At 70.0% G+C, this 25,684-nt stretch carries 20 protein-coding genes, 1 pseudogene and 1 riboswitch; of the genes and pseudogenes, 13 read left to right on the forward strand and 8 right to left on the reverse strand.

Translation table 11 applies throughout. The features are described from left to right. Nucleotides 1–70 precede the first annotated feature (70 nt). Nucleotides 71–778: pseudogene (locus ABEA87_RS15405) on the reverse strand (aquaporin); the annotation flags it as partial. Continuing rightward, nucleotides 775–1,143, reverse strand: coding sequence for an ArsR/SmtB family transcription factor (locus ABEA87_RS15410; protein WP_425570891.1), 369 nt, complete (start codon nt 1,141–1,143; stop codon nt 775–777). The pseudogene ABEA87_RS15405 and the gene ABEA87_RS15410, both read right to left, overlap by 4 nt. Nucleotides 1,144–1,218: 75 nt before the next feature. On the opposite strand from ABEA87_RS15410, the gene ABEA87_RS15415 reads away from it, so the two are divergent. Beyond that, entirely contained in the window at nt 1,219–1,683 is a 465-nt protein-coding gene (locus ABEA87_RS15415) for an ArsI/CadI family heavy metal resistance metalloenzyme (protein WP_345630099.1), read from the forward strand. 27 nt (nt 1,684–1,710) lie between these two features. Here the strand turns inward: ABEA87_RS15415 and ABEA87_RS15420 are convergent, their stop codons facing one another. The 3 genes from ABEA87_RS15420 to ABEA87_RS15430 all read right to left on the reverse strand — a co-directional run bounded on the left by ABEA87_RS15420 (nt 1,711) and on the right by ABEA87_RS15430 (nt 6,257). Continuing rightward, the gene (locus ABEA87_RS15420; protein WP_345630101.1) at nt 1,711–1,839 is read right to left on the reverse strand and encodes a hypothetical protein; all 129 of its coding nucleotides are present in this window, start codon (nt 1,837–1,839) and stop codon (nt 1,711–1,713) included. A 64-nt stretch (nt 1,840–1,903) separates the two neighbouring features. Further along, nucleotides 1,904–2,836: a threonine ammonia-lyase gene (locus ABEA87_RS15425; protein WP_345630213.1), complete on the reverse strand. Its 933-nt coding sequence runs from the start codon at nt 2,834–2,836 to the stop codon at nt 1,904–1,906. Nucleotides 2,837–2,915: 79 nt separating this feature from the next. Beyond that, nucleotides 2,916–6,257 carry a DUF4132 domain-containing protein gene (locus ABEA87_RS15430; protein ID WP_345630103.1) on the reverse strand — a complete coding sequence of 1,114 codons (3,342 nt, stop codon included), beginning with the start codon at nt 6,255–6,257 and terminating at the stop codon, nt 2,916–2,918. Nucleotides 6,258–6,468: 211 nt separating this feature from the next. Between ABEA87_RS15430 and ABEA87_RS15435 the strand changes: the two genes are divergently transcribed. The 4 genes from ABEA87_RS15435 (at nt 6,469) to ABEA87_RS15450 (ending at nt 10,318) form a co-directional block, all read left to right on the forward strand. Beyond that, a complete protein-coding gene (locus ABEA87_RS15435) occupies nt 6,469–7,713 on the forward strand; it encodes a sensor histidine kinase (protein ID WP_345630105.1) in 1,245 nt (414 codons plus the stop codon). Further along, nucleotides 7,710–8,390: a response regulator transcription factor gene (locus tag ABEA87_RS15440; protein WP_345630107.1), complete on the forward strand. Its 681-nt coding sequence runs from the start codon at nt 7,710–7,712 to the stop codon at nt 8,388–8,390. The genes ABEA87_RS15435 and ABEA87_RS15440 overlap by 4 nt, the downstream gene beginning before the upstream one ends. A 120-nt stretch (nt 8,391–8,510) precedes the next feature. Further along, a complete protein-coding gene (locus ABEA87_RS15445) occupies nt 8,511–9,443 on the forward strand; it encodes an ABC transporter ATP-binding protein (protein WP_345630109.1) in 933 nt (310 codons plus the stop codon). Beyond that, entirely contained in the window at nt 9,443–10,318 is an 876-nt protein-coding gene (locus ABEA87_RS15450) for an ABC transporter permease (protein WP_345630111.1), read from the forward strand. The genes ABEA87_RS15445 and ABEA87_RS15450 overlap by 1 nt, the downstream gene beginning before the upstream one ends. Before the next feature lie 96 nt (nt 10,319–10,414). Here the strand turns inward: ABEA87_RS15450 and ABEA87_RS15455 are convergent, their stop codons facing one another. Beyond that, nucleotides 10,415–11,545, reverse strand: a complete 1,131-nt coding sequence (locus ABEA87_RS15455; protein ID WP_345630112.1) for an LCP family protein — start codon at nt 11,543–11,545, stop codon at nt 10,415–10,417. Between the two features lie 582 nt (nt 11,546–12,127). Between ABEA87_RS15455 and ABEA87_RS15460 the strand changes: the two genes are divergently transcribed. The 5 genes from ABEA87_RS15460 (at nt 12,128) to ABEA87_RS15480 (ending at nt 17,908) form a co-directional block, all read left to right on the forward strand. Then, nucleotides 12,128–12,931 (forward strand): WecB/TagA/CpsF family glycosyltransferase, encoded by an 804-nt coding sequence (locus ABEA87_RS15460; protein ID WP_345630215.1) that lies wholly within the window; start codon nt 12,128–12,130, stop codon nt 12,929–12,931. A 92-nt stretch (nt 12,932–13,023) separates the two neighbouring features. Beyond that, complete coding sequence (gene asnB / locus ABEA87_RS15465; protein ID WP_345630114.1) at nt 13,024–14,907, forward strand: asparagine synthase (glutamine-hydrolyzing); 1,884 nt, start codon at nt 13,024–13,026, stop codon at nt 14,905–14,907. Between the two features lie 16 nt (nt 14,908–14,923). Next, on the forward strand, nt 14,924–15,829 hold the full coding sequence (locus tag ABEA87_RS15470; protein WP_345630115.1) for a sugar transferase: 906 nt from the start codon (nt 14,924–14,926) through the stop codon (nt 15,827–15,829). Nucleotides 15,830–15,856: 27 nt separating this feature from the next. Continuing rightward, nucleotides 15,857–17,542 carry a hypothetical protein gene (locus ABEA87_RS15475; protein ID WP_345630117.1) on the forward strand — a complete coding sequence of 562 codons (1,686 nt, stop codon included), beginning with the start codon at nt 15,857–15,859 and terminating at the stop codon, nt 17,540–17,542. A 222-nt stretch (nt 17,543–17,764) separates the two neighbouring features. Next, nucleotides 17,765–17,908: a hypothetical protein gene (locus ABEA87_RS15480; protein ID WP_345630118.1), complete on the forward strand. Its 144-nt coding sequence runs from the start codon at nt 17,765–17,767 to the stop codon at nt 17,906–17,908. Nucleotides 17,909–17,980: 72 nt separating this feature from the next. On the opposite strand, the gene ABEA87_RS15485 is transcribed toward ABEA87_RS15480, so the two are convergent. Continuing rightward, entirely contained in the window at nt 17,981–19,033 is a 1,053-nt protein-coding gene (locus tag ABEA87_RS15485; protein WP_345630120.1) for a ribonucleotide-diphosphate reductase subunit beta, read from the reverse strand. Then, on the reverse strand, nt 19,030–21,393 hold the full coding sequence (locus tag ABEA87_RS15490; RefSeq protein WP_345630122.1) for a ribonucleoside-diphosphate reductase subunit alpha: 2,364 nt from the start codon (nt 21,391–21,393) through the stop codon (nt 19,030–19,032). The genes ABEA87_RS15485 and ABEA87_RS15490 overlap by 4 nt, the downstream gene beginning before the upstream one ends. 128 nt (nt 21,394–21,521) lie before the next feature. Further along, nucleotides 21,522–21,729, reverse strand: a riboswitch (cobalamin riboswitch). A gap of 729 nt (nt 21,730–22,458) precedes the next feature. On the opposite strand from ABEA87_RS15490, the gene ABEA87_RS15495 reads away from it, so the two are divergent. From ABEA87_RS15495 to ABEA87_RS15505, 3 genes are all read left to right on the forward strand, one after another. Then, nucleotides 22,459–22,800 (forward strand): hypothetical protein, encoded by a 342-nt coding sequence (locus tag ABEA87_RS15495; RefSeq protein ID WP_345630124.1) that lies wholly within the window; start codon nt 22,459–22,461, stop codon nt 22,798–22,800. Nucleotides 22,801–22,874: 74 nt separating this feature from the next. After that, on the forward strand, nt 22,875–24,026 hold the full coding sequence (locus tag ABEA87_RS15500; protein ID WP_345630126.1) for a HesA/MoeB/ThiF family protein: 1,152 nt from the start codon (nt 22,875–22,877) through the stop codon (nt 24,024–24,026). Continuing rightward, nucleotides 24,023–25,246 carry a PqqD family protein gene (locus ABEA87_RS15505; RefSeq protein WP_345630127.1) on the forward strand — a complete coding sequence of 408 codons (1,224 nt, stop codon included), beginning with the start codon at nt 24,023–24,025 and terminating at the stop codon, nt 25,244–25,246. Before ABEA87_RS15500 ends, ABEA87_RS15505 begins: the two co-directional genes overlap by 4 nt. Nucleotides 25,247–25,684: the final 438 nt, after the last annotated feature.

Genomic DNA, 25,684 nt, shown 5'->3' on the forward strand with positions numbered 1-25,684 from the left:
ATCGAGACGGTGGGCAGCTCGGAGCCTGGCGCCGGGTCGATCATTGGGTTGAAACCTCCTGCTCGGTCTGCGGCACGACGACGGCCCGGGCGGCCCGGCCGGCGGACGGGTACCACCAGGCCAGTCCGGCGATGGCGGCCAGGCCGCCGAGCAGTTGCGCGGCGATGAAGGCCGGCGCCGAGGACGGGGCGATGCCGGCGAAGGAGTCGGTGAACATGCGGCCAGCGGTCACGGCAGGGTTGGCGAACGAGGTCGATGAGGTGAACCAGTACGCCGCGCCGATGTAGGCGCCGACCGCCGCCGGCGCCGCCGTGGCCCGTCCGGAGCGGGCCAGGGCGAAGATCAGCAGGGCGAGCCCGGCCGTGGCGACGAGTTCGGCCAGCCACAGGTGCGCGCCATCGCGACGGGTCTGCGACCAGGTGACCGCCGGCAGGCCGAACATGACATCCGCGAGGACGGCGCCGCCCACCGCGCCGGCAATCTGAGCCACCAGGTAGGCGCCGAGTTCGCCGCCGGTGAGCCCGGTGCGGGCACGTCGTCCCAACCACCAGTCGACGCCGGAGACCACCGGGTTGAAGTGAGCGCCGGACACCGGCCCGAAGATCAGGATCAGTGCACCCAGGGCCAGCGCGGTCGCCAGCGCGTTCTCCAGCAGTCGCAGGCCGGCATCGTGCGGTGAGAGGCGGGCCGCGGCGATCCCGGATCCGACCACGGCGGCGACCAGCAGGCCGGTACCGGCGAATTCGGCGGAGGCGCGCCGGGCCAGGCCGCGGTTCATACCGAGGCCGGGGCTGCCGCGCCCGAGACGTCGAGCAGCTGCGACAGCGCGGCCAGCTTGGCCGGGAGGATCCAGTAGTAGACCCAGGTGCCGCGCCGCTGGCAGTCGATCAGCCCCGCCTCGCGCAGCACCCGCAGGTGATGGGAGATCGTCGGCCCGGTCAGGGTGAACGCGTCGGTCAGCTCGCACACGCACACCTCGCCACCCTTGCGGGAGGCGATCAGCGACAGCAGCCGCAGCCGGACCGGGTCACCCAGCGCCTTGAAGCCCTTCGCCAATTCGGCGGCCGACTCGTCGGACAGCGCCTCGCCGGTCAGCGGTGCGCAGCAGGCGGCGTCGAGGACCGGAAGCTCTTGTCTAGACACTCATCTAGTTTGACAACCGTCTAGACAGCATGCAAGTCTCTGCCTAGACAGATGTCTAAACAAGGAGGTGCGGTCGTGTCCCGTGTCCAACTCGCCCTGCGGGTCCCGGACCTGGAAGGCTCCGTTGAGTTCTACTCGAAGCTGTTCGGCGTCGAGGCGACCAAGCGCCGCCCCGGGTACGCGAACTTCGCCATCGAGCAGCCACCGCTCAAGCTCGTCCTGCTCGAAGGCGAGTCCAACCAGCCCACCGTGATGGACCACCTCGGCATCGAGGTCTTCACCGAGGAGGAAGTCAACGATGCCGCCGGCCGGCTGACCGAATCCGGACTGGTCACCCTGGCCGAAGACAACACGACCTGCTGCTACGCGCTGCAGGACAAGGTCTGGGTCCACGGCCCGGGTAACGAGCCGTGGGAGGTCTACGTGGTCAAGGGGGACGCCGACAATTTGACGAAGGCCGCCGACAGCCCATGCTGCGGCGGCGAATCCACCGCCGGCGACGACACCGAACATCCACCGGCGGCGGCCTCCTGCTGCTGAACCCGGCATCCGCTTCGTTGGGGGTGCCTATAGCCAACTCGCCATCAGCTGCACGACGGTGGAGACGATCACGCCGGCGAGGAAGAAGGCGATCTGATCCACGCGGCTCGCGCGTAGCAGCCGTTGATGGGCCGCCCCGGTAACGGTGTCGACCAACTGGACGATGCTCGCGGCCTGCCCCTGATCGATCGAGGATACGGCTCGCGGCCGTGAGTGAACGTCAAGGCCTGCCGGTGGGGGCCGCGCCGATCCAGCGGTGATAGGCATCCAGGTCGACGTTGCTGCCGCAGACGATGGTGACCACGTGCCGGCCGGCGAAGCGGTCACGATTTTCGAGGATCGCTGCGATACCGAGCGCGGCCGACGGCTCGACGACGAGGCCGGCGTGGTCGAGAAGCATCCGAATACCGTTGATGATCGACGCCTCCTGGACCAGGACGGCGTCGTCGGCGACCACGAGGAGGTCGTCCAGGACGGCCGGAATGGGGCGTCGGCCGGCGACGCCGTCGGCGATGGTGTTGGTCGATTCGGTGGTGACGACGCGCCGTTGGTGCCAGGAGCGGGTCATCGCCGGTGCGCCGAGCGGCTGGACGCAGATCACCTCGACGTCGGGCGCCAACGCCTTCATCACATGGCCCACACCGGTGGCCATCGCCCCGCCGCCGAGAGCGATCAGCACGGTGTCGAAGGACGGCGCGGCGTCCACCAGTTCCAGGCCGATGGTCGCCGCACCCTCGCAAGTCTCGATGTCCAGGCTGTCTTCGACCAGCCGGATGCCGTCGTGCCGCGCGACGGCCGCCGCCCGCTCGCGAGCCAGGTCGAAGTCGCCGTCCACGAGCTCCAACCTGGCGTCCAACGCGCGGATGCGATGAAGCTTGGTGGCGGGCGCGAAGCGGGATGCCACGACGGTGACGTCGAGCCCGCGGCGGCGACCCGACCAGGCGAGGGCTTGGCCCAGGTTGCCCGCGCTGGCGCACACCGCGGCTCGTGCGCCATTGTCGACCAGCAGGCTGGCGACCAACTCGGTGCCGCGAGCCTTGAAGCTGCGGACCGGGTTGGCCGTCTCGAGTTTGATGCTCACCGAGCACCCGAGGTCGGGTTCCAGCGCCTCGCAGCGGTAGAGCGGAGTGTCCAGGAAGGTCGGGTCGATCATTCCGCGAGCCGCCCGGATCCGGGCCGTGTCAAGGCGGGTCTGTCGCACGGTTACACCTCTGTTCCTCGGCCGCGGGGACTCATCGCACCAGTACCTCCGTCAGGTCGCGCAGCGTCTCCGAGGCGGTGATCGGGTCCAGCTCGCCGAAGCGGTGGCTGGGGTTGCGCGGCAGCCAGTCACCCCGCGGCCTGCCGTTGACCCAGATCGAGTGGATCATCTGATCGGGCAGCATGTCCGGTGCGCCGATCGGGATGCCGGGGTCCAGATCGACCACGACGGCCCGGCCGGCCGGGGTGGGCCGCCACATCCAGGCCTGCACGCCGGCGTCCTGCGGCTCTCCGCGCAGCCAACCCCGCCGCTCCAGCCCGAGCAGCGTGGTGGTGGCCACCTTCAGCCCGGTGAACCGGCCCAGCCCGGTCGCGGCCCGTTCGTCGTCGGTCAGCTCGTACACTGGCCGGCCCAGTTGCGGGAACGGCTGCAGGATCGCGTAGTCGGCGAACACCTCCGACCAGGCCGCCACCCGCTCACCGAGGAGCACCGGATGGGCCAGCCCGACGGTGGCGTCCGCCGGTAGCTCGTACCCGTCGTCGGCCAGGTCGGCGAAGGTGCGGTCCTCGGCGACCCGGAACGCCACCGGCTCCCCGTCGCCGACCGTCGCCGTCCACAGCAGGCGGCGCACGATGTGCCACAGCAGCGGATGCGCCACGAAATAGTCGCGGAAATCGGCGGCCGCCCACCGTCGCTGGGCGACCATGGCGGCCTCCAACCGGCGGATCTGGTCGGCGGCGACGGCGCGCACGTCCTTCTTCAGGCCGCTGAACCGCTGGTACGCCGCGGGGGCCAGCTGTCGGTCGTCGTGGGCACCCGGCTTGGGCAGCGCCTTGCGGCGCGCGCCGGACTCGTCGGCCACGTAGGGCTTGAGCTGCTCGTCGAAGCCGACGATGAACCGGCGGGGACCGTAGTCCAGGGTCAACGACCCGTTCGCGTCGAGGCCGAAGTCGGGCACCAGCCGGTCGGCGAGCTGCTCGGCGGTCAGGCCGAGCCCGGCGGCGACCTCGGCCACCTTCTGCTCGGCCCGGTCCCTCAACGCCTTGAACTTCACCTTCCGCGCGATGCTGTGCAGGTGCATCAGCGCCAGGTCGGAGCCGATCTCGGTGAGAATGTCGAGGCCGACCAGGGCCTTCGCGTGGCCCCCCGTACCGGGCCAGGCCCGGATCACCGGCGACAGGCGCCGGACGGTCTCGTCGTCGCCGAGCCACCGCAGCGCCTGCAGCGGCCACCCCTCCTTCGCCGGTGCGCCGACCAGCTGCCACTGGTTGAACAGGGCCCATCCGAACTCGGCCAGCGAGTGCCGGTCACACAGGTCGCGGACCAGCGGCACGCCGGCGTAAACGTCGCCGGGCTTGGAGATGGCCAGCATGGTGCACAGGTGCCGGGTGGCCCGGTCGCCGAGCGCCGCCGAGCGGTCCTTGAGCAGGATCCGGGGCAGCAGGCCCGGCTCCGCCCACGAGGGCAGGGCCGGGACGCGGGCCGGTAGCAGCCGCAGCGGGTCGACGTTCAGCAGCGCCTCCACCCCCGCCCGGGCCGGCTGCCCGTACCCGTCGGCGGCCGCCAGCACCCCGTCACGGTGCCGTACCGCGACCAGCCGCAGCGCCTCCTCGGCCGCCCGCCGGGCGGGGCCGGCCTTGCCCAGTGCCGCGGGCACCAGCGCCCGGGCCGCGTACGCCCAGTGCCGCTCCAGCCAGCTCATGGCCAACCCGCGCAGCGACTTGAGCCGGCCCAGCAGGCTGGCCATGTGCGCGACGACCTCGACGCTGGCGTACGGCAGCAGCAGTTTGCTGTTGGCGGTCGGCACCTTCCCGGCCAGATCGAGGCTGACCGGCAGCGCGGCCAGCCCGTGCCGGGCGATGAGCGGAGCCAGCAACAGGTCGGCCCCCCAGAGCTGGCCGGGCCGCCAGTCCGGCAGCAGCGACGCGACGAGCTCGTCCGGCCCGGTGAACATGAGGCTCACCTGGCGGTCCTGCCGCAGCGTGCCGGCACGGTACTGCTCGAGCGCGGTCTCTATCGAATCGTTGAGCCGCCACCACCGGGGTGACAGGTCCGGCGTGGCCCAGCGCTCCTGTTCGCCCAGTGCCCACGCGATGACCGGTTCGCCGGTGAACTCGAGCCCGTCCACCACGATCGGCTTGGCCGCCTTGCGTTTGACCGTCCAGGGCGGCGTGACCAGCACGGGCGGCAGCGACCGCGCGGGCGCCTCGGGGACCGGCGCCGACTCGGTGAGGATGGCCTCCACCCGTGCCCGCTCGGTCGGTGCCAGGCCGGCGAGCTGGGCGGTGGCCAGTTCCCGATGGGCCAGCACGTGAGCGCGCAGCAGATCGGCGGCGGCACGCGTGCCGTCGGCGGCGAGCAGGCGCAGCGCGCGGCGGGGGAACCGCCGGGCGGCCTCCAGCGCGGCCGGGGTGACGTACTTGCGGTCGAGGCGGGCGATCAGGCTGGCGAACGCCTCGTCGGTGGGAAAGCGCGCGATCGCGGCGAGGATGCGCCGTTGCCGGTCGGCGTCCACGTGCGCGCTGTCCAGTGCCGGAAGCAGATGCGGCGCGACCGCCGGCCCGACGCCGTCGGTGGCGGTGGCCAGCCCCGTCGTGTCCCCCGCCATCCACCACGGGTTGACCGCCGGCCCGAGCAGACCGAGCTGCTCGCCGCTGCTCGCCGAGCACCACAGCACCTTCCACAGGTACTGATCGCCGATGCGGGTCAGCTCCGCGCAGTCGGCGTCCACCCAGGCCCGCTGGGTCGGCAGCAGGAACGAGGTGGCGACCCGGCACTCCGGCGACTGCGAACGCAGGCCCTCCAGGGCGGCGATCGCCGTGGCGTACTCATCCTCGGACGCCACGGCCAGCATCGCCCGCACCCGCCCGGCCACGGCCTCCCAGTGGGGAAAGTAGGTCCATCCGCCACCGGGGTGGCGCAGCACGCGCGGATCGATGCGGCGACCGCCGGTCCAGGTGCTGTCGAACTGCACTCCGGCCAGCTGGACGACGGCCTCGGCCGCGAAGACGACGCCCCGCGATGCCACCCAGGCGTCGGCCACCGTGGGCAGCCGCTCACGCTCGTTGCGGCCGATGTGCGCCGCGACCAGGCCGGCCACCACGCCCGCACCGGTCGCCGAGCCGGTCGTCGGGTCGGCGAGGTAGCCCGTCGCGGCGGCGATCAGCTCGGGGTCGTTGGCCGGGTGGGTATATGCCTCGATGCTGGCCTTGGCCGCCCGCATCAGCTCCTCCCCGCCGGCTGCGTCGGTGGCGAGCACCGGCCCGGGCGAGCCGCCCCGGCGCGGCAGGACGAACTTGCGCCACGCGGCGGGGAAGACGAACGTCTCCTCGTCGACGTCCATCGGGGTCTCGTCGCTCAGCGCGTCTGTCACTACCGCGTCCGTCCCAACCGCGTCCGTCCCAACCGCGTCCGTCACTACCGCCTCCTCGATCCTCGTGACGGGCGACACTGTAGCGACGCGTACCGACAAAAACCCGTTCCTGCCGCGACGTCACCGGCGTCCCGTTCGGCGTGCCTCAGCCACCGCCCGGCGGCCGCAGCGGAGCAGACCGGCCCCGCTTCCCGTGACGTAGCGTTGTGGTATGGGGACGGTGGCGCTGGTGCGGAAGGCATCGCGGCTGCACCCGTACCTGTTCGATGGCATTATCGCCGTCTGTCTGTTTGTCATCAGCGTGTCGCATCCGCTGCTGGCTCCGCTGAGCGGGCAGGCGCGGCTGGGACTGGGCCAGGCCGCGTTCAGCGCCGTGCTCTGCGGCGCGCTGGCCCTGCGCCGGCGCTACCCGTTGACGGTCCTGGCGGTCAGCACCGCGGCCACGGCCCTGTCGGTGGCGCTGAACACGGCCCAGGGGCTGGCCACGCTCGCCGTGGTCATCGCCGTCTACACCGTGGCGGTGAGCACGAACCGGCTCACCGCGGTGCTCGCCGGGTCGTTCACCGCGCTGGTCCTGGTCGGCGGCGCGCTGTACTCGACCAGAGGCACCGTGCTGGATCCGGACAAGGTGGTACTCGTTCTCTGGAGCGGCCTGGCCGCCGCGGTCGGCGACGCGATCCGCAGCAACCGCGACTACGTGCTCGCGGCGGAGGAGCGAGCCAGGCGCGCGGAGCAGAGTCGGGAGGAGGAGACCCGCAGGCGGTTGGCCGAGGACCGGCTGCGGATCGCCCGGGACCTGCATGACGTGATGGCGCACCACATAGCGGTCATCAACGTGCAGGCCGGGGTCGCCGGCCATGTGCTGCGCACCAATCCGGAAGGGGCGCAGGAGGCGCTGGGCCATGTCCGGCGCGCCAGCCAGACGGTACTGGACGAGATCGGCACCGTACTGGGAGTCCTGCGCGAGGACGAGGACGTGACCGCGCCGACCGAGCCGGTGCCGGGGTTGGGAAGGATGGAGGAGTTGATCGAATCGTTCCGTGGCGCCGGGTTGCGGGTGACCTGGCGGCGCGTCGGCCGGATGTACCCGCTGCCGGCCCCGGTGGATCTGGCCGCCTACCGGCTGCTGCAGGAGTCCCTGACCAACGCGCACAAGCACGGTGGCGAGGCGGTCTGGATCCGGCTGTCGTACCACCCACGGCAGCTCACCGTCGAAGTGGACAACGAGGCCCCTTCCACGCAGCGCGACGTCCCGTCGGTGTCCACGGGCTACGGCCTGCGCGGCATGCGGGAACGGGTCTCGGCCGCCGGTGGGCGGATGTCCGCCGGTCCCCGCCAGGGCGGTGGATTCCAGGTCCGGGCGGTGCTCCCCGCCACCCAGACGGGTCGGGCGACCGGTCTGGGTCGTCGCGCGGCGGCAGACGCGCCGAGCCAGACTGGTCGTGAGCGCGGATGACGGTACGAGTCGTGCTGGCCGACGACCAGAAGCTGATCCGGGCCGGGTTCCGGGTGTTGATCGACTCCGCCGACGATCTCGAGGTGGTGGGGGAGGCGACCACCGGCGCCGAAGCGGTCGAGCTGGCCAGGCAGGTCCATCCCGACCTGGTGCTGATGGACATCCGGATGCCGGAAATGGACGGCCTGGAGGCAACCCGGCGGATCGCCGGGGACGAGCGGCTGGCCGGCGTGCGGATCCTGATCCTGACCACCTTCGAGATCGACGAGTACGTGCTGGAGGCGCTGCGCGCCGGCGCCAGCGGGTTCCTCGGCAAGGGGGTGGACCCGGACGGGCTGCTCGACGCGATCCGGACCGTGGCCGCCGGCGAGGCCCTGCTCTCGCCCGCGGCCACCAAGAAGCTCATCGGCCGGTTCCTCGCCTCCCCCGAGAACCCCTGCTCGGCCGTGCCGTCCCAGCTCGAGGCGCTCACCGAGCGTGAGCGTGAGGTGCTCGCTCTGGTGGCGGGCGGGCTATCCAACGACGAGATCGCCCAGCGGCTGTTCGTGTCGCCGCTGACCGCCAAGACGCACGTCAACCGGGCGATGGCGAAGCTCAGCGCCCGAGACCGCGCCCAATTGGTGGTCATCGCCTACCAGACCGGCCTGGTCCGCCCCGGCGAGCCGCCGGCGGAGTAGGGCGCCGGCATACTGCCGATGCAGTATGCCCAGGTGTCTGCGGATGGACGACGCCAGCTCGGCGGAGCGGTTGCGATCCTGGGGGATGGTGCCAGTGGAGCACCGCGAGGAGCCCCCCTAATGATCCAAGTGAAGAACCTGAGCAAGCGGTACGGCGAGCGGATCGCCGTTGACGATCTGAGCTTCACCGTCCGTCCCGGCGTCGTCACCGGATTCCTTGGCCCCAACGGTGCCGGCAAGTCGACCACCATGCGGATGATCGTCGGCCTCGACGCGGCGACCTCCGGCACGGTCACCGTCAACGGCCGCCGGTACGCCGACCACCCCGCACCCCTGCGGGAACTCGGCGCGCTGCTCGAGGCCAAGTCGGTACACGCCAGCAGGTCCGCGTACAACCACCTGCGGGTGATCGCGGCGACCACGGGGATTCCGAAGCGCCGGGTGGACGAGGTGATCGAACTCGTCGGCCTGCACCAGGTCGCCCGCAAGCCGGCTGGCGCCTTCTCCCTGGGCATGGGGCAGCGGCTCGGCATCGCCACCGCCCTGCTCGGTGACCCGGAGACCGTGATCCTCGACGAGCCGGTCAATGGTCTGGACCCCGAGGGCGTGTTGTGGATCCGCAACCTGCTCAAGACGCTGGCGGCCGAGGGCCGTACCGTCTTCGTCTCCTCGCACCTGATGAGCGAGATGGCGCTGACCGCGGAGCACCTGGTCGTGATCGGCCGGGGTCGGCTCATCGCGGACGTACCGATCGCCGAATTCACCAGCCGTGCCTGCACCAGCAGCGTCCGGGTCCGCTCGCCCCACTCCGCGGCGCTGAGTGAACTGCTCGCCGGCCCGGACGTCTCGATCACCAGCAGCGAGCGCGGCGTCCTGCACGTCACCGGGCTGAGCATCGAGCAGATCGGTGAGCGCGCCGCGCAGGCCGGCATCTGCCTGTACGAACTGTCGCCCCAGCAGGCCTCGCTCGAAGAGGTCTTCATGGACCTGACCCGTGATTGCGTCGAATACCGGGCGGCCGGCGAGGCCGCGACGGCAGGAAAGGTCGCCTGATGACCATGACGAGCCTCGCGCCCCGCCCGCGTACCGCCGTGGGGGCGCCGGAGCTTTCCGCGCCGGCGTTCGTGCGCGCCCGCCGGCTGTCCAGGGGTCGGGTCACGCTCACCCGGGTCGTCAACTCGGAGTGGATCAAACTGCGCTCGGTCCGGTCCACGGTTCTCACCCTGCTGGCGGCCGCCGGGGCCGTGGTCGCTCTCGGACTGCTCTTCTCCGGCGTGCACTCCGGGGTCATCGGCGCGCAGAGCCTCGGGCTGCAGCCCGGCAGCGGCGCGAGTCCGGCCGACGTCAGCCTCGGCGGCGTCAACCTCGGTCAGATGATCATCGGGGTGCTGGGGGTCGTGCTGGTGACCGGCGAGTACGCCACGGGGATGATCCGTCCCACGCTGACCGTTGTGCCGCGCCGGCTTCCGGTGCTGTGGGGCAAGACCATCGTCTTCGGCGGGGTCGCCCTGGTGGCGATGCTGGTCGCCACGTTCACGGCGTTCCTCGGCGGCCAGGCCCTCATCGGTGCTTCGGGCGCGAGCCTCGCCGACTCCGGGGCGCTTCGCGCAGTCGTCGGCGCCGCCGTCTACCTCACCGGGGTGGGCCTTCTCGGCCTGGCGGCCGGTGCCATCCTGCGCCGGACGGCCGCCGCCATCGGCGTGCTGTTCACCGTGGTGTTCGTGGTACCCGGGCTGTTCCCGCTGCTGCCGCACAGCTGGAACGCCGCGGTCGGCCCGTACCTGCCGTCCAACGCGGGCACGTCGTTCATGACCGCCGCGCACGCGGCCGGTTCGCTGGCTCCCTGGACCGGCCTGGGGGTCTTCGCCGGCTATGTGGTCGCCGCGCTCGTCGGAGCGGCCATCCTGCTCAAGCGCCGCGACGCGTAACCGGCGCGCCCAGGCGCGGCGCCCGGCGTGTGGCCAGGTGGGTAACCCAAGCGCCGCAAGGGGTAGCGCTCCGGCCGGGGCAGCCGGGCTCCCGCCTCAGGAGCCGCCCTGATTCAGCGGGTTGACCATGTCCGGATGGGACTTGGCGAATGCCTGGAGCTTGTCGTCGCGCAGGGCCTGCCACAGGCCCTGCGCGTCGTCGTCGGCCATCACGTACGAGGTGTCGTCCACCATTTCGGGGTGCGACGGGGTACGCAGGCCGACCAGCGAGCTGGCCTTGATGCCGCGCATCATCAGCGCCAGGTTGGTGACGGGAACGCCGTTGGTGTCCGTGGTCATCGAGCGTCCGATGTCGTGCACCACCCGGTCGAGTTTGATCGGGTTGCTCATCGTGTGGGTGGACGCGGTCTGTTTGAGTACCGCCATCATGAACTGCTGCTGGTGGCGCTGCCGGTCGTAGTCGCCGCCGGGCAGCAGCTCACGCTGCCGCACGTAGTCCAGCGCCTGCCAGGCCGCCAGGTGCTGGCAGCCGGGATGGTAGACCTGCGGCGTGACGCCGGGCACCGGCTGTGGCGTCCCGGTCAGATTCGTGTACGGGGCGGCGAAATGCCCGCTGGCGTCGCGCCCGACGTGTACGGAGACCACCTTCTCGTCCACGCACATGTTCACGCCACCGAGCACGGTGACGGCCTTCTTGAACCCGTCGAACCGGGCCTCCACCGCACCGTTGAACTTCAACCCGGTCAGGTCGGCCACGGTCTGCGACATCAGCGGCATGCCACCGTAGTTGAGCGCGGCGTCAATCTTCTCCGTGCTGCCCTCGAAGCCGGTCGGCGAGTACGGCTTGATGGTGTAGTACAGGTCGCGCGGCACCGAGACGAGGTAGGCACTCTTCGTTCCGCGCGGGATGTGCACGATCATGATGGAGTCGGCCCGTTCGCCGTTGCCCGGATTGTCGTCGCGCCAGTTGGAGCCGATCAGTAGATAGTTCAACGGCCCGTGTTTGACCCCGCGCGGCGCTCTCGCGGTGCCGAGCAGATTCCCGGGCACCACCGTGCGGTTGAGCCGGTGGACGGTGAACAGCCCGCTGGCGAACAGGGCGGCCGCGAGCACGCCCAGCGCCAGCGTGGACACCAGTAGCGCGCGGCGCAGCCGGCGGCGAGTACGGCGAGGCCGCCGCACTCGGCGGGGTCGGCCACCGCTGGCCCCGACCGTCTCCACCGCCACCCCCTCGCCTCGCGGCTGGCGACGCGCCAGACCCCACGCGCACCGACCGGTCTGGCTCGGTGCGTCTGGCGCCGCGCGGCGAACCGGGCCAGTCGCCAAGCCCCACCCATACCCGCACCGCCCTGAGCCAACCCGTGCGCTCCACCCGCGTGATGAATGCGCGCGAGGTGGTTGGTGCGCCGGATGACCGGTTCGTGCCGCCTCGCGCGCACCGGGTCGACTGCTCCCACACCGCCGGTCCGCGACCTACCGGCGACGGTGCGCGCCATCGCCGACGGGGTCGGGCCTGAGCTTCCTGGTACCTCCATTTTTCGCGCCTACTCAACGCGGTTCATCGCTATGGTTATCAAGAGGGCCGAAGGGACATCTGACGTAAATCGGTCACCGCGCGCAGATATGTTGAGTGCGAAATTGTCGAGGAGAGCCTTGATCGGCGACGATCGGCACGGGCACGCGATGCCACGGCCGCAGCTTCTGGTGGCGGCGCGAGAGCACGCGCGGCCAGCATGGGCACGGCGGGCCGGGGCACCGGCCGGCCGCGAGGCGCGGGCCGACCACCGACCGCACGCTTCCCGCCGCCCGATCGACGAGGGCAAGCGCAGCGTCCTCGGGGTACTTGTCGACGCCGTCGACTACGACGCCGCAGTCGCGAAGGTGTTGCACGCCGCCCGGGCGCGGCAACCGCTCGGCCTGACCGCCCTTGCCGTGCACGGGGTCATGACCGGGGTGCACGATCCGCTGCACAACGCGCGCCTGAACTCGATGGATGTGGTGGTACCGGACGGGCAGCCGGTGCGCTGGGCGTTGAACCTGCTGTACGGGACCAGGTTGCGGGACTGGGTGAGCGGACCCGAACTCGTGCTACGGGTGCTGCGCCGGATGGCCGACCAGGGACTGCCGGTGTATCTGTACGGCACCACCCCCGAGATCCTGGATCGGTTGGTGGTATCGCTGAGTCGTCAGTTCCCACGGCTGCGGATCGCCGGCGCCGAACCGTCGAAGTTCCGCACCTCACTGCCGGGTGAGGAGTTGGCGTTGGCGGCCCGGATCCAGGATTCGGGTGCCCGGCTGGTTCTCGTGGGGCTGGGTTGCCCGCGGCAGGAGACCTTCGTGTACGGCATGCGCCAACACCTGAGCCTGCCGTTGATGGCGGTCGGCGCGGCCTTCGACTTCCACGCGGGCCGGCTGCGACCCGCGCCCGGCTGGATGCAGCACAGCGGCCTGGCCTGGCTGTGGCGATTAGGCCAGGAGCCCCGCCGGCTGTGGCGTCGCTATCTCATCACCAACGTCGACTACCTGATCCGGCTCCTCGCGCAGGCGGCGCACCTGCGACAGCCCGTCCCGCCGGAACCCACGAACCAGCGCCCGGAGTCCCTTCCCATGTGACGCCGTCGGCGCGGGGCGACCGGTCTGGGTCGTCGCGCGGCGCCGAACGCGCCGAGCCAGACCGGTCGAACGATCGGAGATAGGGAGCGGTCATGTGCGGCATCACCGGGATGGTGCGCGGTGCGGGGTCCGAGCCGGTCGACCCCGAGCGCCTGCGGGCCATGTGCCGCACGCTGTCGCACCGTGGCCCGGACGACGAGGGGATGTATGTCCGGGGCGACGTCGGCCTGGCCGCGCGACGGCTGGCGGTGGTCGACGTGGCCGGTGGCAGCCAACCGGTGCGCAATGAGGCCGGGACCGTGCACGCGGTACTCAACGGCGAAATCTACAACCACGCGCAGTTGCGCCGCCAGCTCATGCGCCAGGGCCATCGCTTCGAGGCATCCAGCGACTCGGAGGTCATCCCGCACCTGTACGAGGAGTACGGTTCCGAGTTCGCGGAACGGCTGGAGGGAATGTTCGCGATCGCGGTGTGGGACGAGTCGGCGCGACAGCTCGTGCTGTGCCGGGACCGGGCCGGCATCAAGCCGATGTATTACGCGGCAGGGGCCGGACTGGTGTTCGGTTCGGAGATCCGCGCCATCCTGGCCAGCGACCTGGCCACCACCCTCGACACCCAGGCGCTGAGCGACTACCTGTCGCTGATGTACATCCCCGGCCCGCGCACCATGTACCGCGAGATCCGCAAGCTGGAGCCGGCCGCCGTCCTGGTGTGGCGGGCGAACCATCACACCATCCGGCGGTACTGGTCGCTGGCCGGCACGCCTCGACGCGATGACCTGTCCGCCGCCAAGGCACAGGAAACCCTCGTCGCACTGCTGGCCGACAGCGTCGAGCGGCAGTTGATGTCCGATGTCCCGCTCGGCTTCTTTCTCAGCGGTGGACTGGACTCCAGCTCGGTGGTGGCCGCGGCCCGCCGGGCGCGACCCGACGCCGTGCTGCGGACCTTCACCGTCGGCTTCTCCGACCAGTCGTACGACGAACGCCGCGAGGCGGCGGAGGTGGCGCGTCACCTCCGCACGAGCCACACCGAGGCGGTGATCGAACCGCGGGCGAGCGATGTGGTGGATCGGATAGCACCGATCTTTGACGAGCCGTTCGCCGATCCGTCGATCGTCCCCACCTACTACCTGTGTGAGCAGGCGCGCCAACAGGTCACCGTCGCGCTCAGCGGCGACGGGGGAGACGAGCTTTTCGCCGGGTACCTGTCCTACTGGGCGGACAAGGTGGCCCGGCACTACCGGAAGCTGCCGCGCGGCCTCACCGGTCGGCTCGCCCCGGCGCTGCTGCGCTTCATTCCGACGTCGCACGCGCGCTCCCGTCTCGACTTCAAGGCGCGGCGGTTCATCGAGAACGCGCTGGACGACCCGCGCCGCAGCCACTACCTGTGGCGCGTGGTGTTCCGCGAGAACCACAAGGCCGAACTGCTCAACCCGGACCTGTTCGCCGAGCTCACCGACTCGTACGCGACCCACGAGCCGCACGACCTCGCCGGTGCCGACTTCGACACGCTCACCCGGTTCCAGTACACCGACGCCAACGTGTACCTGGTCGACGACGTGCTGACCAAGGCCGACCGGGTGAGCATGGCGCACTCCCTTGAGGTGCGGGTACCGCTGCTCGCGACCTCGATGATCGAGTTTGCCTTCTCGCTACCGGACCGGCTCAAGATGCCGGGTTACAAGACGAAATGGTTGTTCCGCCGCGCGATGGCGGACGCGCTCCCGGCCAGAACCTCGACGATGACCAAGAAGGGCTTCAACGCTCCGCTTCCACGCTGGTTGGCGGGACCGTTCCGGCCGCTCGTGCGCGAGTACCTGAGCAAGGAGGTGCTGCGGCGACAGGGTTTCCTGCAGTTCGAGCGGGTCAACGCGTTGGTCAATCGCCACATGGACGGCGTCGCGGAAAATGCCCGCGAGATCTGGACCCTGCTGATGCTCAGCCTGTGGGCCGAGTCGCATCCGGGTCACCGGTAGGAAGGGGGAGAGGTGCATGGCGGGCGTCTTCCTCGCGTCGCTGCTGTCGACCGTGGTCGTCTCCCATAGCCTGCGGCGAAGAGTCCCCTGGCCGCTTCCGGTCCGGACCTACCGCATCTCCGCCCTGGCCAGCGCGGGACTGACCTCGGTGGTTCTCCTGGTGTTGTACGTGGGCCGGCGGGAACCGATTCCCGGGATGTCGCTGGCCATCGTGGGGGCCTTCGTGGGCGGCGTGGTGACCACGAGCTCCGCGATCGGGCTGGTCGAAAACAACGCGCCGCCCTCGCCGGGAGTCCGGGACAAGGTGCTGACCCACCACAGCTTCGCCAACCTGCGTTATCCGGCCAGTCCGCGCCTGAAACGGGCGCTGGATGTCACCCTCGCCTCGCTCGGTCTGATCCTCACCCTGCCGTTCTGGATCGTCATCGCCGCCGCCATCTGGTTCGAGGAGCCGGGGCCCATCTTCTTGACGAAGAACTCGGTAGGACTGGGCGGGGTCACGTTTCGACAGCTCAAGTTCAGAAGCATGACCCACGACGCCGAGCGGGCCACCGGACCGGTCGCCGCGTGCGCCGACGACCCGCGCAATCTCAAATGCGGCAAACGACTGCGCCGATGGCACCTCGACGAACTGCCCGAACTGGTCAACGTGCTGACCGGCACGATGAGCATGGTCGGCCCGCGCCCGCTGCGTACTGTCATGGTCCAGCACTACCTGGAGGAACTGCCCGGACTGGCCGAGCGCCACACCGTGAAGCCGGGCATCGCGTGCATCGCGCAGATCGAGAAGTACCAGATGCCGGCGGACGAGCGACTGCGGCTGGACCTGGAGTACATCCGCAGGATGAGCGTCGCGTTGGACCTGAGGCTGCTCGGCCGGGCGGTGCTGACCACGGTGCGCGGCACGAGGCGTGAGACGTGACCGACGAACGGGACATCAGGAGTGGCCATGCCCAAGTCATCCACGGCGTCCTCGCCGCCGGGGTCACCTCCGCCGATCGCCCGGTCGTCGCTGCGGTGGGTTCGGGCCATCCTGCGCCCCGCCTGGGCCAGGCGATCGGCCGGACCGGTCCTCGACCCGCTGCGGTGGGGCCGCTGGCACCGGCAGCTGCTCTGGGCCGGCCTGCTGGTCGCCACGGCCGCTGGGGTCGTCGCGGCGATCCATCACCGTAGTGACCAGTCGGGCGGGTCCGAGACGGTCAGGGCGTTCCTCGCGGCGGCGCTGGGCATCGGGCTCATCGGGCTCGCGCTGTCGCTTCCCGGTGCGACCGTGCCCGGCTTCGTGGTCGGACTGTTCTACGTCGGCGCCGGCATTGTCAGCTGGACGTACAACGGCGCGACCACGTGGGCTCTGCTCGGCGTCGAAGGAATCCTCTTCGCGATCTGGACCTTTCCCTGGCTGCGCGATCTGGCCAGGCTGCCCCGTCTGGGCACGGCATGGCTCGGTCTGGCGTACTGGCTGCTCGGTGTCATCGGCGCCGGTCTCGTACTGCGGCCGGGGCTTGCCATGGAACGGGTCGCCTACGCAGGGCTGTTCACCCTCGGGGCGCTCGCGGTCGTCAGGGCCACCCGCAAGTCGGGGCGGGACCTGAGCATCGGCATCGTGGCCGCGTTTCTGGTCGCGCTCGCGGCCCTGTTCCTCGTCGGCTCCGGCAACGCGCTGGACGACGCGCACACCGTGCCCGCCAATGCCTGGGGGCGGCACATGCAGAATCGCTTCTGGGGCGGCCCGGGACTGCTCTACCACCCCAACTCCATCGCGGTGGTCGCGGTCGTCGTCGCCATCCGGATCGGCGCGGACCGCGCCTTCCGGCGCTGGCAACGGTACGCGGCGCTCGGCATGGTGGCCGTCATCCTCCTGTTGGTCAATTCGCGCACCGGTCTGGTCTACCTGGCCGCGGCGGCCGTGGTGCACGCCGTGCTGATCTGGTACGGACGCCGGGGGCCGGCGGCTCGGGAGCACGCGCGCGGATCCTTCTCCACGGCGCGGGCGGCCTGGGGCGCGGCGGTGCTACCGATCCTGCTCGCCGTGCTGATCGGGGTCGGCTCGGGCGGCGCCGGTTTTCTCGGCGCGCAGCGCTACGACAACGGCGACGACGACGTGACCAGCGGCCGGCGGGCGACCTGGGTTCAGGTGTGGAAGGACTTCACGAAGGACAACGTGGCGCAGCAGATCTTCGGGGACACCTCCAACGCCCGCGCCACCGTGCGGCGGCCCAGTTCGGGCGGCGCCCCGCCGGTGCAGGGTCTGACCACCGACAACGCCGCCGTGGGCGCGTTTCGCCGGGGCGGCGTGCTCGGCGAAATCGCCTTCCTGCTCGGGCTCGCCCTGATGCTGTGGCACGCGATTCGTGGGGTGCGCCTGCCCGGCCAGGGCCGGTACCCGCCGCCGGCCTGGTTCACCATCGCGGCGGTGGGTTCGGTACCCACCATCGTCTCGGCCGACTGGCTACTCGGCGGTACCGGCGGCACGCTGTGGATCTACCTGCTGGCCGGCGAGGCGTACCTGCTGTACTCCGCCGGCCGGTACTGGCGGCGCGACCGCCGGCAGACGGGGCTCCCGCCGAAGTCTTCGATCATGATGAGCACCGAACATTCGGGCGGTGCGAGCCCCTCCACCGCCCCGCCGCAATAGCGGAGGGGCGCCGCCGTTCCGGTACGGGGACTGTCGTTTCCGCACGGCGCCGGCGTCGGTCATGGTCAGCCGGCACGGCGTTCGGCCGATCCATCGAACGTGTCGGGTCGGGTGGGCTTCAAGCGCTCCAACCGGGGTAGGTAGGCCGCGAAACCTGACGTAGACGGGGAGTGGGTCGCGGTGAGCTGGGGGCACGGCTTGGCGTTTTGGCTAGGCGCCTGCGTGGCGGTGGTCCTGTTCTGCAATGTGATCGTCTTCGGTATCGTGCTGGTCCGCTTCCTGCTCCAGAGAGGCGAAGCGGACGGTTCCGCGCCCGTCGTCGAACGGGGCCTGCCCGCCGGTGAGGGCCCGAGCCCCGGCGTGTGAGCCGTCCCCGTACCGGGCTGTTGATCATGAGCGGTAGCCCCCGCGGACATCCGTGGGGGCTACCGCGATCGCTCAGAAGTCGTCGTCGAAGCTCACGCTGCCGGTCACGCCGACCTGATAGGACGAGACCCGCCGCTCGAAGAAGTTCGACAGCTCCTGCACGTCCTGCAACTCCATGAAGGCGAACGGGTTGCGGCTGCCGTACATCGGCTCGATGCCCAGTACGGCCAGCCGCCGATCGGCGACATGCTGAAGGTATTCGCGCATGTCACTGGCCGACATCCCGGAGACCCCCTGCCCCAGGAGGTCCTCGGCGAACTGCGTCTCGCACTCGACCGCCTCGGCGAGCATGTCCCTGACCTGCTGCCGCAGCTCGTCGTCGAACAGGTCGGGCTCCTCCTGCCGCACCGTGTCGACCACGTCGAACGCGAACGCCATGTGCATGGACTCATCGCGGAACACCCAGTTGGTGCCCGAGGCCAGACCGTGCAGCAAACCCCGGGAACGCAGGAAGTACACGTAGGCGAAGGCGCCGTAGAAGAACAGGCCCTCGATGCACGCGGCGAAGCAGATCAGGTTGAGCAGGAACGCCCGCCGGTCCGCGCGGGTCGCGAGCTCCCGCAGCTCGAAGATGGAGTCGATCCACTTGAAACAGAACTCCGCCTTGCGCGCGATGGAGGGAATGTTCTCCACCGCGGCGAAGGCCTCGAAGCGTTCGCGCTGATCGGGCACGTACGTGTCGAGCAGGTTCAGGTAGAACTGGACGTGCACGGCCTCCTCGAACAGCTGCCGGGACAGGTAGAGCCTGCCCTCGGGGGAGTTGACATGCTGGTAGAGGTTGAGGACCAGGTTGTTGGCGACGATGGTGTCGCCGGTGGCGAAGAACGCGACCAGGCGGCTGACCAGGTGCCGCTCGGCGGGGCTGAGCCGGTTGAGGTCGGCGAGGTCGGAGTGCAGGTCGACCTCCTCGACCGTCCAGGTGTTCTTGATGGCGTCCTTGAACCGGTCGAAGAACTGCGGGTACCGCATCGGCCGCAGGGTCAGGTCCAGGCCGGGATCGAGCAGCAGCTGCCGGCCGCCGCCCTCGGCGCTGGTGTCGGTGCGGGGTTTGGGAATGGCGGTCACTGGCAGGCCTCGCAGGCTTCGGGATTCTCCAGGGAGCAGGCCAGCGCCTCGGCGTCGGAGACGACCATGGGTGCGATGGCGACCGTCGCCTGCTGGATCCGGGTGGCCGGGCGCGAGCGCAGGTAGTAAGTGGTCTTCAAGCCGGACTTCCAGGCGTACAGGTACATCGACGAAAGCTTGCCGATGGTCGGCGCGGACAGGAACAGGTTCAGCGACTGCGACTGGTCGATGTAGGGTGCCCGGGCCGCGGCGAGGTCGATCAGCGCCCGCTGCGGCAGTTCCCACGCGGTGCGGAACAGCTCGCGGACGTCGTCGGGCAGCTCGGCGATGCCCTGCACGGAGCCCTCGGCCCGCTTGATCTGCTCCCGGATCGCCGCCGTCCAGAGACCGCGCGCCTTCAGTTCGCGTACCAGGAAGGTGTTGATCTGAAGGAACTCGCCGGACATCGTCTCGCGCTTGAACAGGTTCGACACCTGCGGCTCGATGCACTCGTAGCAGCCGGCGATCGACGCGATGGTGGCGGTCGGTGCGATCGCGACCAGCAGTGAGTTGCGCAGGCCGTGCGCCTCGATCTGCTTGCGCAGCGCGGCCCACCGGTCGGCCTGTGACACCTGCGCGCCCCACAGGTCGGGGTGCAGGTCGCCTTGCGCGGCGCGGGTTTCGGCGTACGCGGGATGGGGACCGAACCGCGCGGCCAGGCCGGCCGAGGTCTCCAGCGCGGTGAGGAAGATCTCCTCCTGTACCCGGGTGGACAGTTCCCGGGCCGGCTCGGAGTCGAACGGCAGGCGCAGCGCGAAGAACGCGTCCTGCAGACCCATCAGCCCCAGTCCGACCGGCCGCCAGCGTGGGTTCGACGCCGCCGCCTGGGACGATGGGTAGTAGTTGATGTCGATCACCCGGTCCAGGAAGACGACGGCGGTGCGCACGGTGGCCCGCAGCTTCTCCCAGTCGACGCCGTCGGAGTTCACGTGCTCACCGAGGTTGATCGAGCCGAGGTTGCATACGGCGGTCTCGTCGTCGCTGTTGACCTCGAGGATCTCCGTGCACAGGTTCGACAGGTGAATCGTGTTGCCCGCGGCGCCGGTCTGGTTGGACAGCCGGTTGGCGGCATCCTTGAACGTCATCCAGCCGTTGCCGGTCTGCGCCAGGGTGCGCATCATCCGCCCGTACAGGTCGCGGGCCTTGACGGTGCGGACCGCCTTCTTCTCGGCGGCACGGTAGGCATCGTCGAACGCCTCGCCGAATAGGTCGGGCAGTTCCGGGGCGTCGGACGGGTCGATCAGCGACCAGTCCCCGTCGGCCTCGACCCGGCGCATGAACTCGTCCGGGATCCAGTTGGCCAGGTTCAGGTTGTGCGTGCGGCGGGACTCCTCACCGGTGTTGTCCCGCAGCTCCAGGAACTCCTCGATGTCCGGGTGCCACGGCTCCAGGTACGCACAGGCCGCACCCTTGCGCCGGCCGCCCTGGTTGACCGCGGCCACGCCGGCATCCAGCGTCTTGAGGAACGGCACGATGCCGTTGGACTTGCCGTTCGTGCCACGGATCAGCGCGCCCCGGCCGCGTACCCGCGTCCACGAGATGCCGATGCCGCCGGAGAACTTCGACAGCCGCGCCACCTGGTGGTACCGCTCGTAGATCGAGTCCAGCTCGTCCTTTGGCGAGTCCACCAGGAAGCACGACGACATCTGGGTGTGCCGGGTGCCCGAGTTGAACAGCGTCGGCGAGCTGGGCAGGTAGGCCAGCGACGACATCAGCCGGTAGAAGCCGATGGCCTCGCTCGGCGTCTCGGACAGCCCGCACGCCACCCGCAGCAGCCAGTACTGCGGCGTCTCCACCACCAGCCTGGACCTCGGGTGGCGCAGCAGGTAACGGTCGGCGACCGTGCGTAGGCCGAAGTACTCGAATCGCAGGTCGCCGTCCGGGTCGACGGCGTCGTCGAGCTTGCGGGCGTTGCGGGCCACGAACTCCGCCGTCGGGTCGCCGACGAGGCCCTGCTCGTGCGCGTAACGGATGGACTGGCTGAAGCTCGCCACCCCCTGGCCGCGCACCTCCTTGTCCACGTACGCGGCCAGCAGCCGCGCCGCCAGGCGTGAATACTGCGGCTCCTCGCCGATCAGCTCGGCGGCGGTCTGGATCGACAGCTTGTCCAGCTCGGCGGTGGTCGCACCGTCGTAGAGCCCGCTGATCGTCTTCGTCGCGACCCGCAGCGGGTCGACCTCGTCCAGGTCGGCCACCCAGCGCTCGACCGCCCGGACAATCTTGTTGACGTCCACCGGCTCCAGGTCGCCGTTGCGCTTGCGCACCTGCATCACATGCCGGCGCTGCTCCGGCACCGGGAGCCGCTCCTGCGTGACCGTCATGGGTCCCCCTCCTCACGCACTTACCGAGGTCGTCGGGCGCGCAGGAGGACGCCACCAAGCAGCGGCCGTAACCGCTGCCGGTTCGTGGCGTCGGCCGTCCCGCGCGGCCTGGCGACCGCCGCACGCGGGTGCGTGCGGCGCGCTGGCAGGTCTTCGGACTCGCGGGCGTGACCACGGATGGTCGCCTACTGGCCGTCGCTTCCCAGGCCCGGAGGCCCAGTGCCGTATGACGGCGGTCGTTCCCACTCACCGCTGCGGGGCAGTCCCGGATTCGCACCGGGTTCCCTCTTGCCTCGACCCTCCGAGGAGGACCGAACCAGCTGCGGCACCACCATATATGGGAGGCCCGGCGAAATGAAAACACCAGATGATGTGTCGGCGTGTCGTCGCGCCGGCAACACTCCGCGTGACGGCGGGTTACCGCGCGTCAGGGCCGCGAGTAGACGGCGGGGTGGACGCACGGTGCCGCCGGTTGGTCGCGCGCCGGCGACGTTGATCAGGTATCCGGGCGCGTCCGTCGGAGTTCGATGGCGATTGTCCTATGTGGACTAATCGGATCTCGACGGGGAGTGGCCCGGCAGGGGAATCCGTGTCGCGTTGCGGGCCTTTCTTCCGGCCCTGGGCCGTTTTCCGGCCCTGGGCCGTGCCCCGAGTTCGTCGCGGTCGACTCGGATTGTCTAACGGTCTGTCAAATTGCTCGCCGGAACGCCGGTGCCACTCGATCGGCCGCGGGTCGATTGCGCGGCAAACGCGCTTCGCGGGTGCGGTGAACGCGCTTCGAGTGCGCGGTGAAAGCGGGTTGCCGGCGCGGTGGAATTGCCGGTCGCAAACGGCAATGGTTGTCGACTCGGTCACGGCCGCGCCCCGGTTGTCGGGCCCGCTCGGATACCTCCATGCGAACTGCCCCCCGGATCCGACACCGAGGCCGAGGTGATCGGCTGCGATGCCGATCTCATGGCAGGTCAGTGCGCAGGGGTTGATCGTCGCGCCACTCGATCGCCAAGGGATACGAGATCTTCTATGGTTTCGATCCGAATCAATATGTAAGTGATTCGCGTTAAGTAAATGAATCATCGACCGGCCGTCAAATCGGGGCAACTCCATGGAATTCTAAAAGCGGCCAACTGGCCGGGCGATTTGTCAGTCAAGCGTTGCTATCCTGGCGGTTTTCCCGTCCGGCGTCTTATCGGCGCAACACGTATTCGGCGCCGGGTTCAAGCGGCTATCCGACCGACGGTAAAGCGACATTTACATCGTTCATTTCGAGTAATAGCGTTCGTCCCTAACCGCTGGCACAGGGCCGGCGGTGAACGAAAGGGGATCGTCATGAAGATCGAGGTGCGCAAGCTCGAGCGGATCGAGACCACCGCCATCGGCAACGGCTGCTGCGGCTGCACCGACTGCTGATTCTTCGAGTAGGCCCGGGCGGGCCGGGTGGAAGCCGGCCCGCCCGGACGCCTCATCGCGTCGAGGAGGACGAGATGGACAGACCCCGCGTGAAGAGCGTGTTCCCACCGATCCCGCTCGACGACGGAACGATCCGCGTTGGTGGCGCCGACTTCGGCATCGCGGCCGAAATCAAGGACGACGACCAGCGGCACGTCTGGCACTTGCTGGAACTCTTGGATGGTACCCGGTCCATGGCGCAGGTGGTGGCGGACATGCGCACCATCGACCCCGCGCTCACCGAGACCGAGGTCGTGGCCGCGGTCGCGATGCTGGCCGACTCCGGCTACCTGGACGATGCCGCGATCGGGCCACCCGCGGCGTTCGGGCCCGGAGAGGCCGAACGCTATCGGCGCAACGTGGAGTTCTTCTCCTTCTTCCACTCCCCGCCGCGCACCGGGTACGACTCCCAACTGCGGCTGCGCGAGGCGAAGGTGACCGTGCTCGGCATCGGCGGGCTGGGCTCGTACGCGGCCCTCGGGCTGGCCGCCGCGGGCGTTGGCGACCTGTTGCTGGTCGACGACGACACGGTCGAACTGCACAACCTGAACCGCCAGGTGCTCTACACCGACGGCGACGTCGGCTGCGCGAAGACGGAGGCCGCGGCCCGCCGGGTGGCGCAGGCCAACCCGCATGTCACGGTGTCCACATTGACCCGACGGGTGAGCGGGGTCGAGGACGCGCGCACGTGTATGCGCGGACGGGACCTGCTCATCTGCGCGGCGGACCGGCCGCGGATCCGGCTCTACGACTGGCTCAACGAGGCCGCGCTGGACGAGGGCGTGCCGTGGGTCCGGGGAGCCAACGACGGCCTGACGGTCAACCTGTTCCTCCACGCGCCCGGCCGTACCGCGTGCTTCGCCTGCGAGCAGCGCGCCGCGCACGCCAACATCCCCGGGTACGGCGCCACCATCCGCTACGCGATGGAGCACCTCGGCAACCGGACGGTCAACCCGTGTACGGCGCCCGTCGCCGGGCTGATCGGCAGCCTGGTCGCCCTGGAAGCCGTCAAGCTGCTCACCGGGGTCGCCGAACCCACGATCCTCAACCGCAAGCTCATCTTCGACCTGCAGACCATGCAGATCCGGTTCAAGGAAGGCGAGTACGACCCGACCTGCGACGTCTGCGGTCACCTGCCCAACACGGCCACCGCGCCCGAACCGCTGATCGAGGCGGCGACGCCATGACCTCGGCGGTGCGGCCGGAGACGGTGACCCTGTTTCCGTTGCACATCGGCGAGGTCGAGGACGGCGCGGCGGAGGTGGGGCGGCCGGAGACCGGGGTGTTCGTCAGCCTTCCCGAGCAGGGCATCGAGATCATCCGTGACCTGCAGCTGGGGCTCACCCTCGGGGAGGTGTCGGCCAACTTCGCCCGACGGTACGGGGAGGCGCCCGACCTGGATGACTTCCTCACGGCGCTGAGGGATTGTGGCTTCGTGCGGCAGGTCGGCCAGGAGCGGTTCGACGACGGCCCGGAGGAGGTGGGCGCCGCGCCCGTTCCGCAGATGCGTGGGTGGCGACTGTTCGCCACGCTGCCCGCCGAACGGGTGAGCTGGTTGGTCAGCCGGCCCGCGCTCGCCGCCTGGGTCGCGGTCTGGTTGGCCATCCCAGCGATCCTGTTGGCGCGGCCCGACCTGACCCCGCGGGGGACCGACGGGCGGATCGGTCTCGGGGTCGCCGGCGACGCGGTCGCGCTCACGATCCTCACCTGGGTACTGCTGCTCGGGCACGAGTTCGCGCACCTGCTCGTGGCGCGGGCGAGAGGATGCTCCGGCGTGCTACGGATCAGCCATCGGCTGTACCTGCTGGTGGCCGAGACGGACATGTCGTCGGTTCGGTCGCTGCCCCGCGCGAAACGGTACGCGCCCTACCTGGCCGGCATGACGTTCACCGCCCTGGCGCTGCTGCTGTCGCTGGTGATGCGACTGTCCGGAGTGGACTCCCAGCCGATCCCCGCCATCGCCTTCCTGTGCCTGACGACGTTGCTGCTCGAGCTGGCCTTCTTCATGCGCACCGACGTGTACTACGTGGTCGTGACGTGGCTGAGGCTCGGCAACCTGATGACGGACACCTGGCACTTCGTCGGCAACCAGCTCGCCCGGCTGCTCCGGCGGCCACGACGCTACGACCTGTCCACCGTGCCGGCCCGGGAACTGCGAATCATCCGCTGGTACTCGCTGATCCTCGTGGTCGGTGTGGCCGTCTTCATCGGACAGTTCGTCCTGTTCGGGCTGCCGCTGCTGGTCAGCTTCGTGCGGGACTCCGTCACGAAGATCGCGTCCGGGCCGGACACCGTCGGGTTCTGGGACGCGGCGGTACTGCTGCTGCTCGCCGTGGCGCACTTCGGTGTGCTTGGCGTCGTGGCCCTGCTGCGCCGGCTGCGCCCGGTCGCCGAGGGCGCCCGCTGAGAGACGAAACAGACCGCCGCGCATCGCCGGTCCGGCTCGGGGCTGGATCCGGCGATGCGCGGCCGCCACCGGCCAAAGTCGCATCCTCGGTTGGAAACCTCAGGTAGCAAGAGCCGGGTCGTGCAGCCGTCGCCACCCGGGTGCTTGCGCTGACCCGGCTGGCGCCGATCGGGGCCGGGGGATCAGGGGCCTGCTCACGCCCGGAGAGGTCGGATCAACGACTGGCGCGCCGGACGGAGATCCGGGCGTCGACAGGTCGCGTTGACGCGGTGCACGGGCGCGGTGCATGCTAACTGACAGTAGTTGCTCTCATTACCCGTCGCGTGGCGAGGTGATCCGCCGTGACGTGGGGCCGGTGGCATCATCCGCGGCAGAACGAAAGCGTCCACGGGACGAACCCGCCACAGAATCCAGCAGAGCCAATCGCCACAGTCCAGT

It is taken from the genome of Rugosimonospora acidiphila (genome assembly GCF_039543385.1).
GTDB classification, from domain to species: Bacteria; Actinomycetota; Actinomycetes; order Mycobacteriales; family Micromonosporaceae; genus Rugosimonospora; species Rugosimonospora acidiphila.

Bases quoted from the DNA above. Each gene is read 5' to 3' on its own strand.
- ABEA87_RS15425 (WP_345630213.1), bottom strand. From the start codon at position 2,836: ATGATCGACCCGACCTTCCTGGACACTCCGCTCTACCGCTGCGAGGCG.
- ABEA87_RS15435 (WP_345630105.1), top strand. From the start codon at position 6,469: ATGGGGACGGTGGCGCTGGTGCGGAAGGCATCGCGGCTGCACCCGTAC.
- ABEA87_RS15440 (WP_345630107.1), top strand. From the start codon at position 7,710: ATGACGGTACGAGTCGTGCTGGCCGACGACCAGAAGCTGATCCGGGCC.
- ABEA87_RS15445 (WP_345630109.1), top strand. From the start codon at position 8,511: ATGATCCAAGTGAAGAACCTGAGCAAGCGGTACGGCGAGCGGATCGCC.
- ABEA87_RS15450 (WP_345630111.1), top strand. From the start codon at position 9,443: ATGACCATGACGAGCCTCGCGCCCCGCCCGCGTACCGCCGTGGGGGCG.
- asnB (WP_345630114.1), top strand. From the start codon at position 13,024: ATGTGCGGCATCACCGGGATGGTGCGCGGTGCGGGGTCCGAGCCGGTC.
- ABEA87_RS15470 (WP_345630115.1), top strand. From the start codon at position 14,924: ATGGCGGGCGTCTTCCTCGCGTCGCTGCTGTCGACCGTGGTCGTCTCC.
- ABEA87_RS15475 (WP_345630117.1), top strand. From the start codon at position 15,857: ATGCCCAAGTCATCCACGGCGTCCTCGCCGCCGGGGTCACCTCCGCCG.
- ABEA87_RS15490 (WP_345630122.1), bottom strand. From the start codon at position 21,393: ATGACGGTCACGCAGGAGCGGCTCCCGGTGCCGGAGCAGCGCCGGCAT.
- ABEA87_RS15495 (WP_345630124.1), top strand. From the start codon at position 22,459: ATGAATCATCGACCGGCCGTCAAATCGGGGCAACTCCATGGAATTCTA.
- ABEA87_RS15500 (WP_345630126.1), top strand. From the start codon at position 22,875: ATGGACAGACCCCGCGTGAAGAGCGTGTTCCCACCGATCCCGCTCGAC.
- ABEA87_RS15505 (WP_345630127.1), top strand. From the start codon at position 24,023: ATGACCTCGGCGGTGCGGCCGGAGACGGTGACCCTGTTTCCGTTGCAC.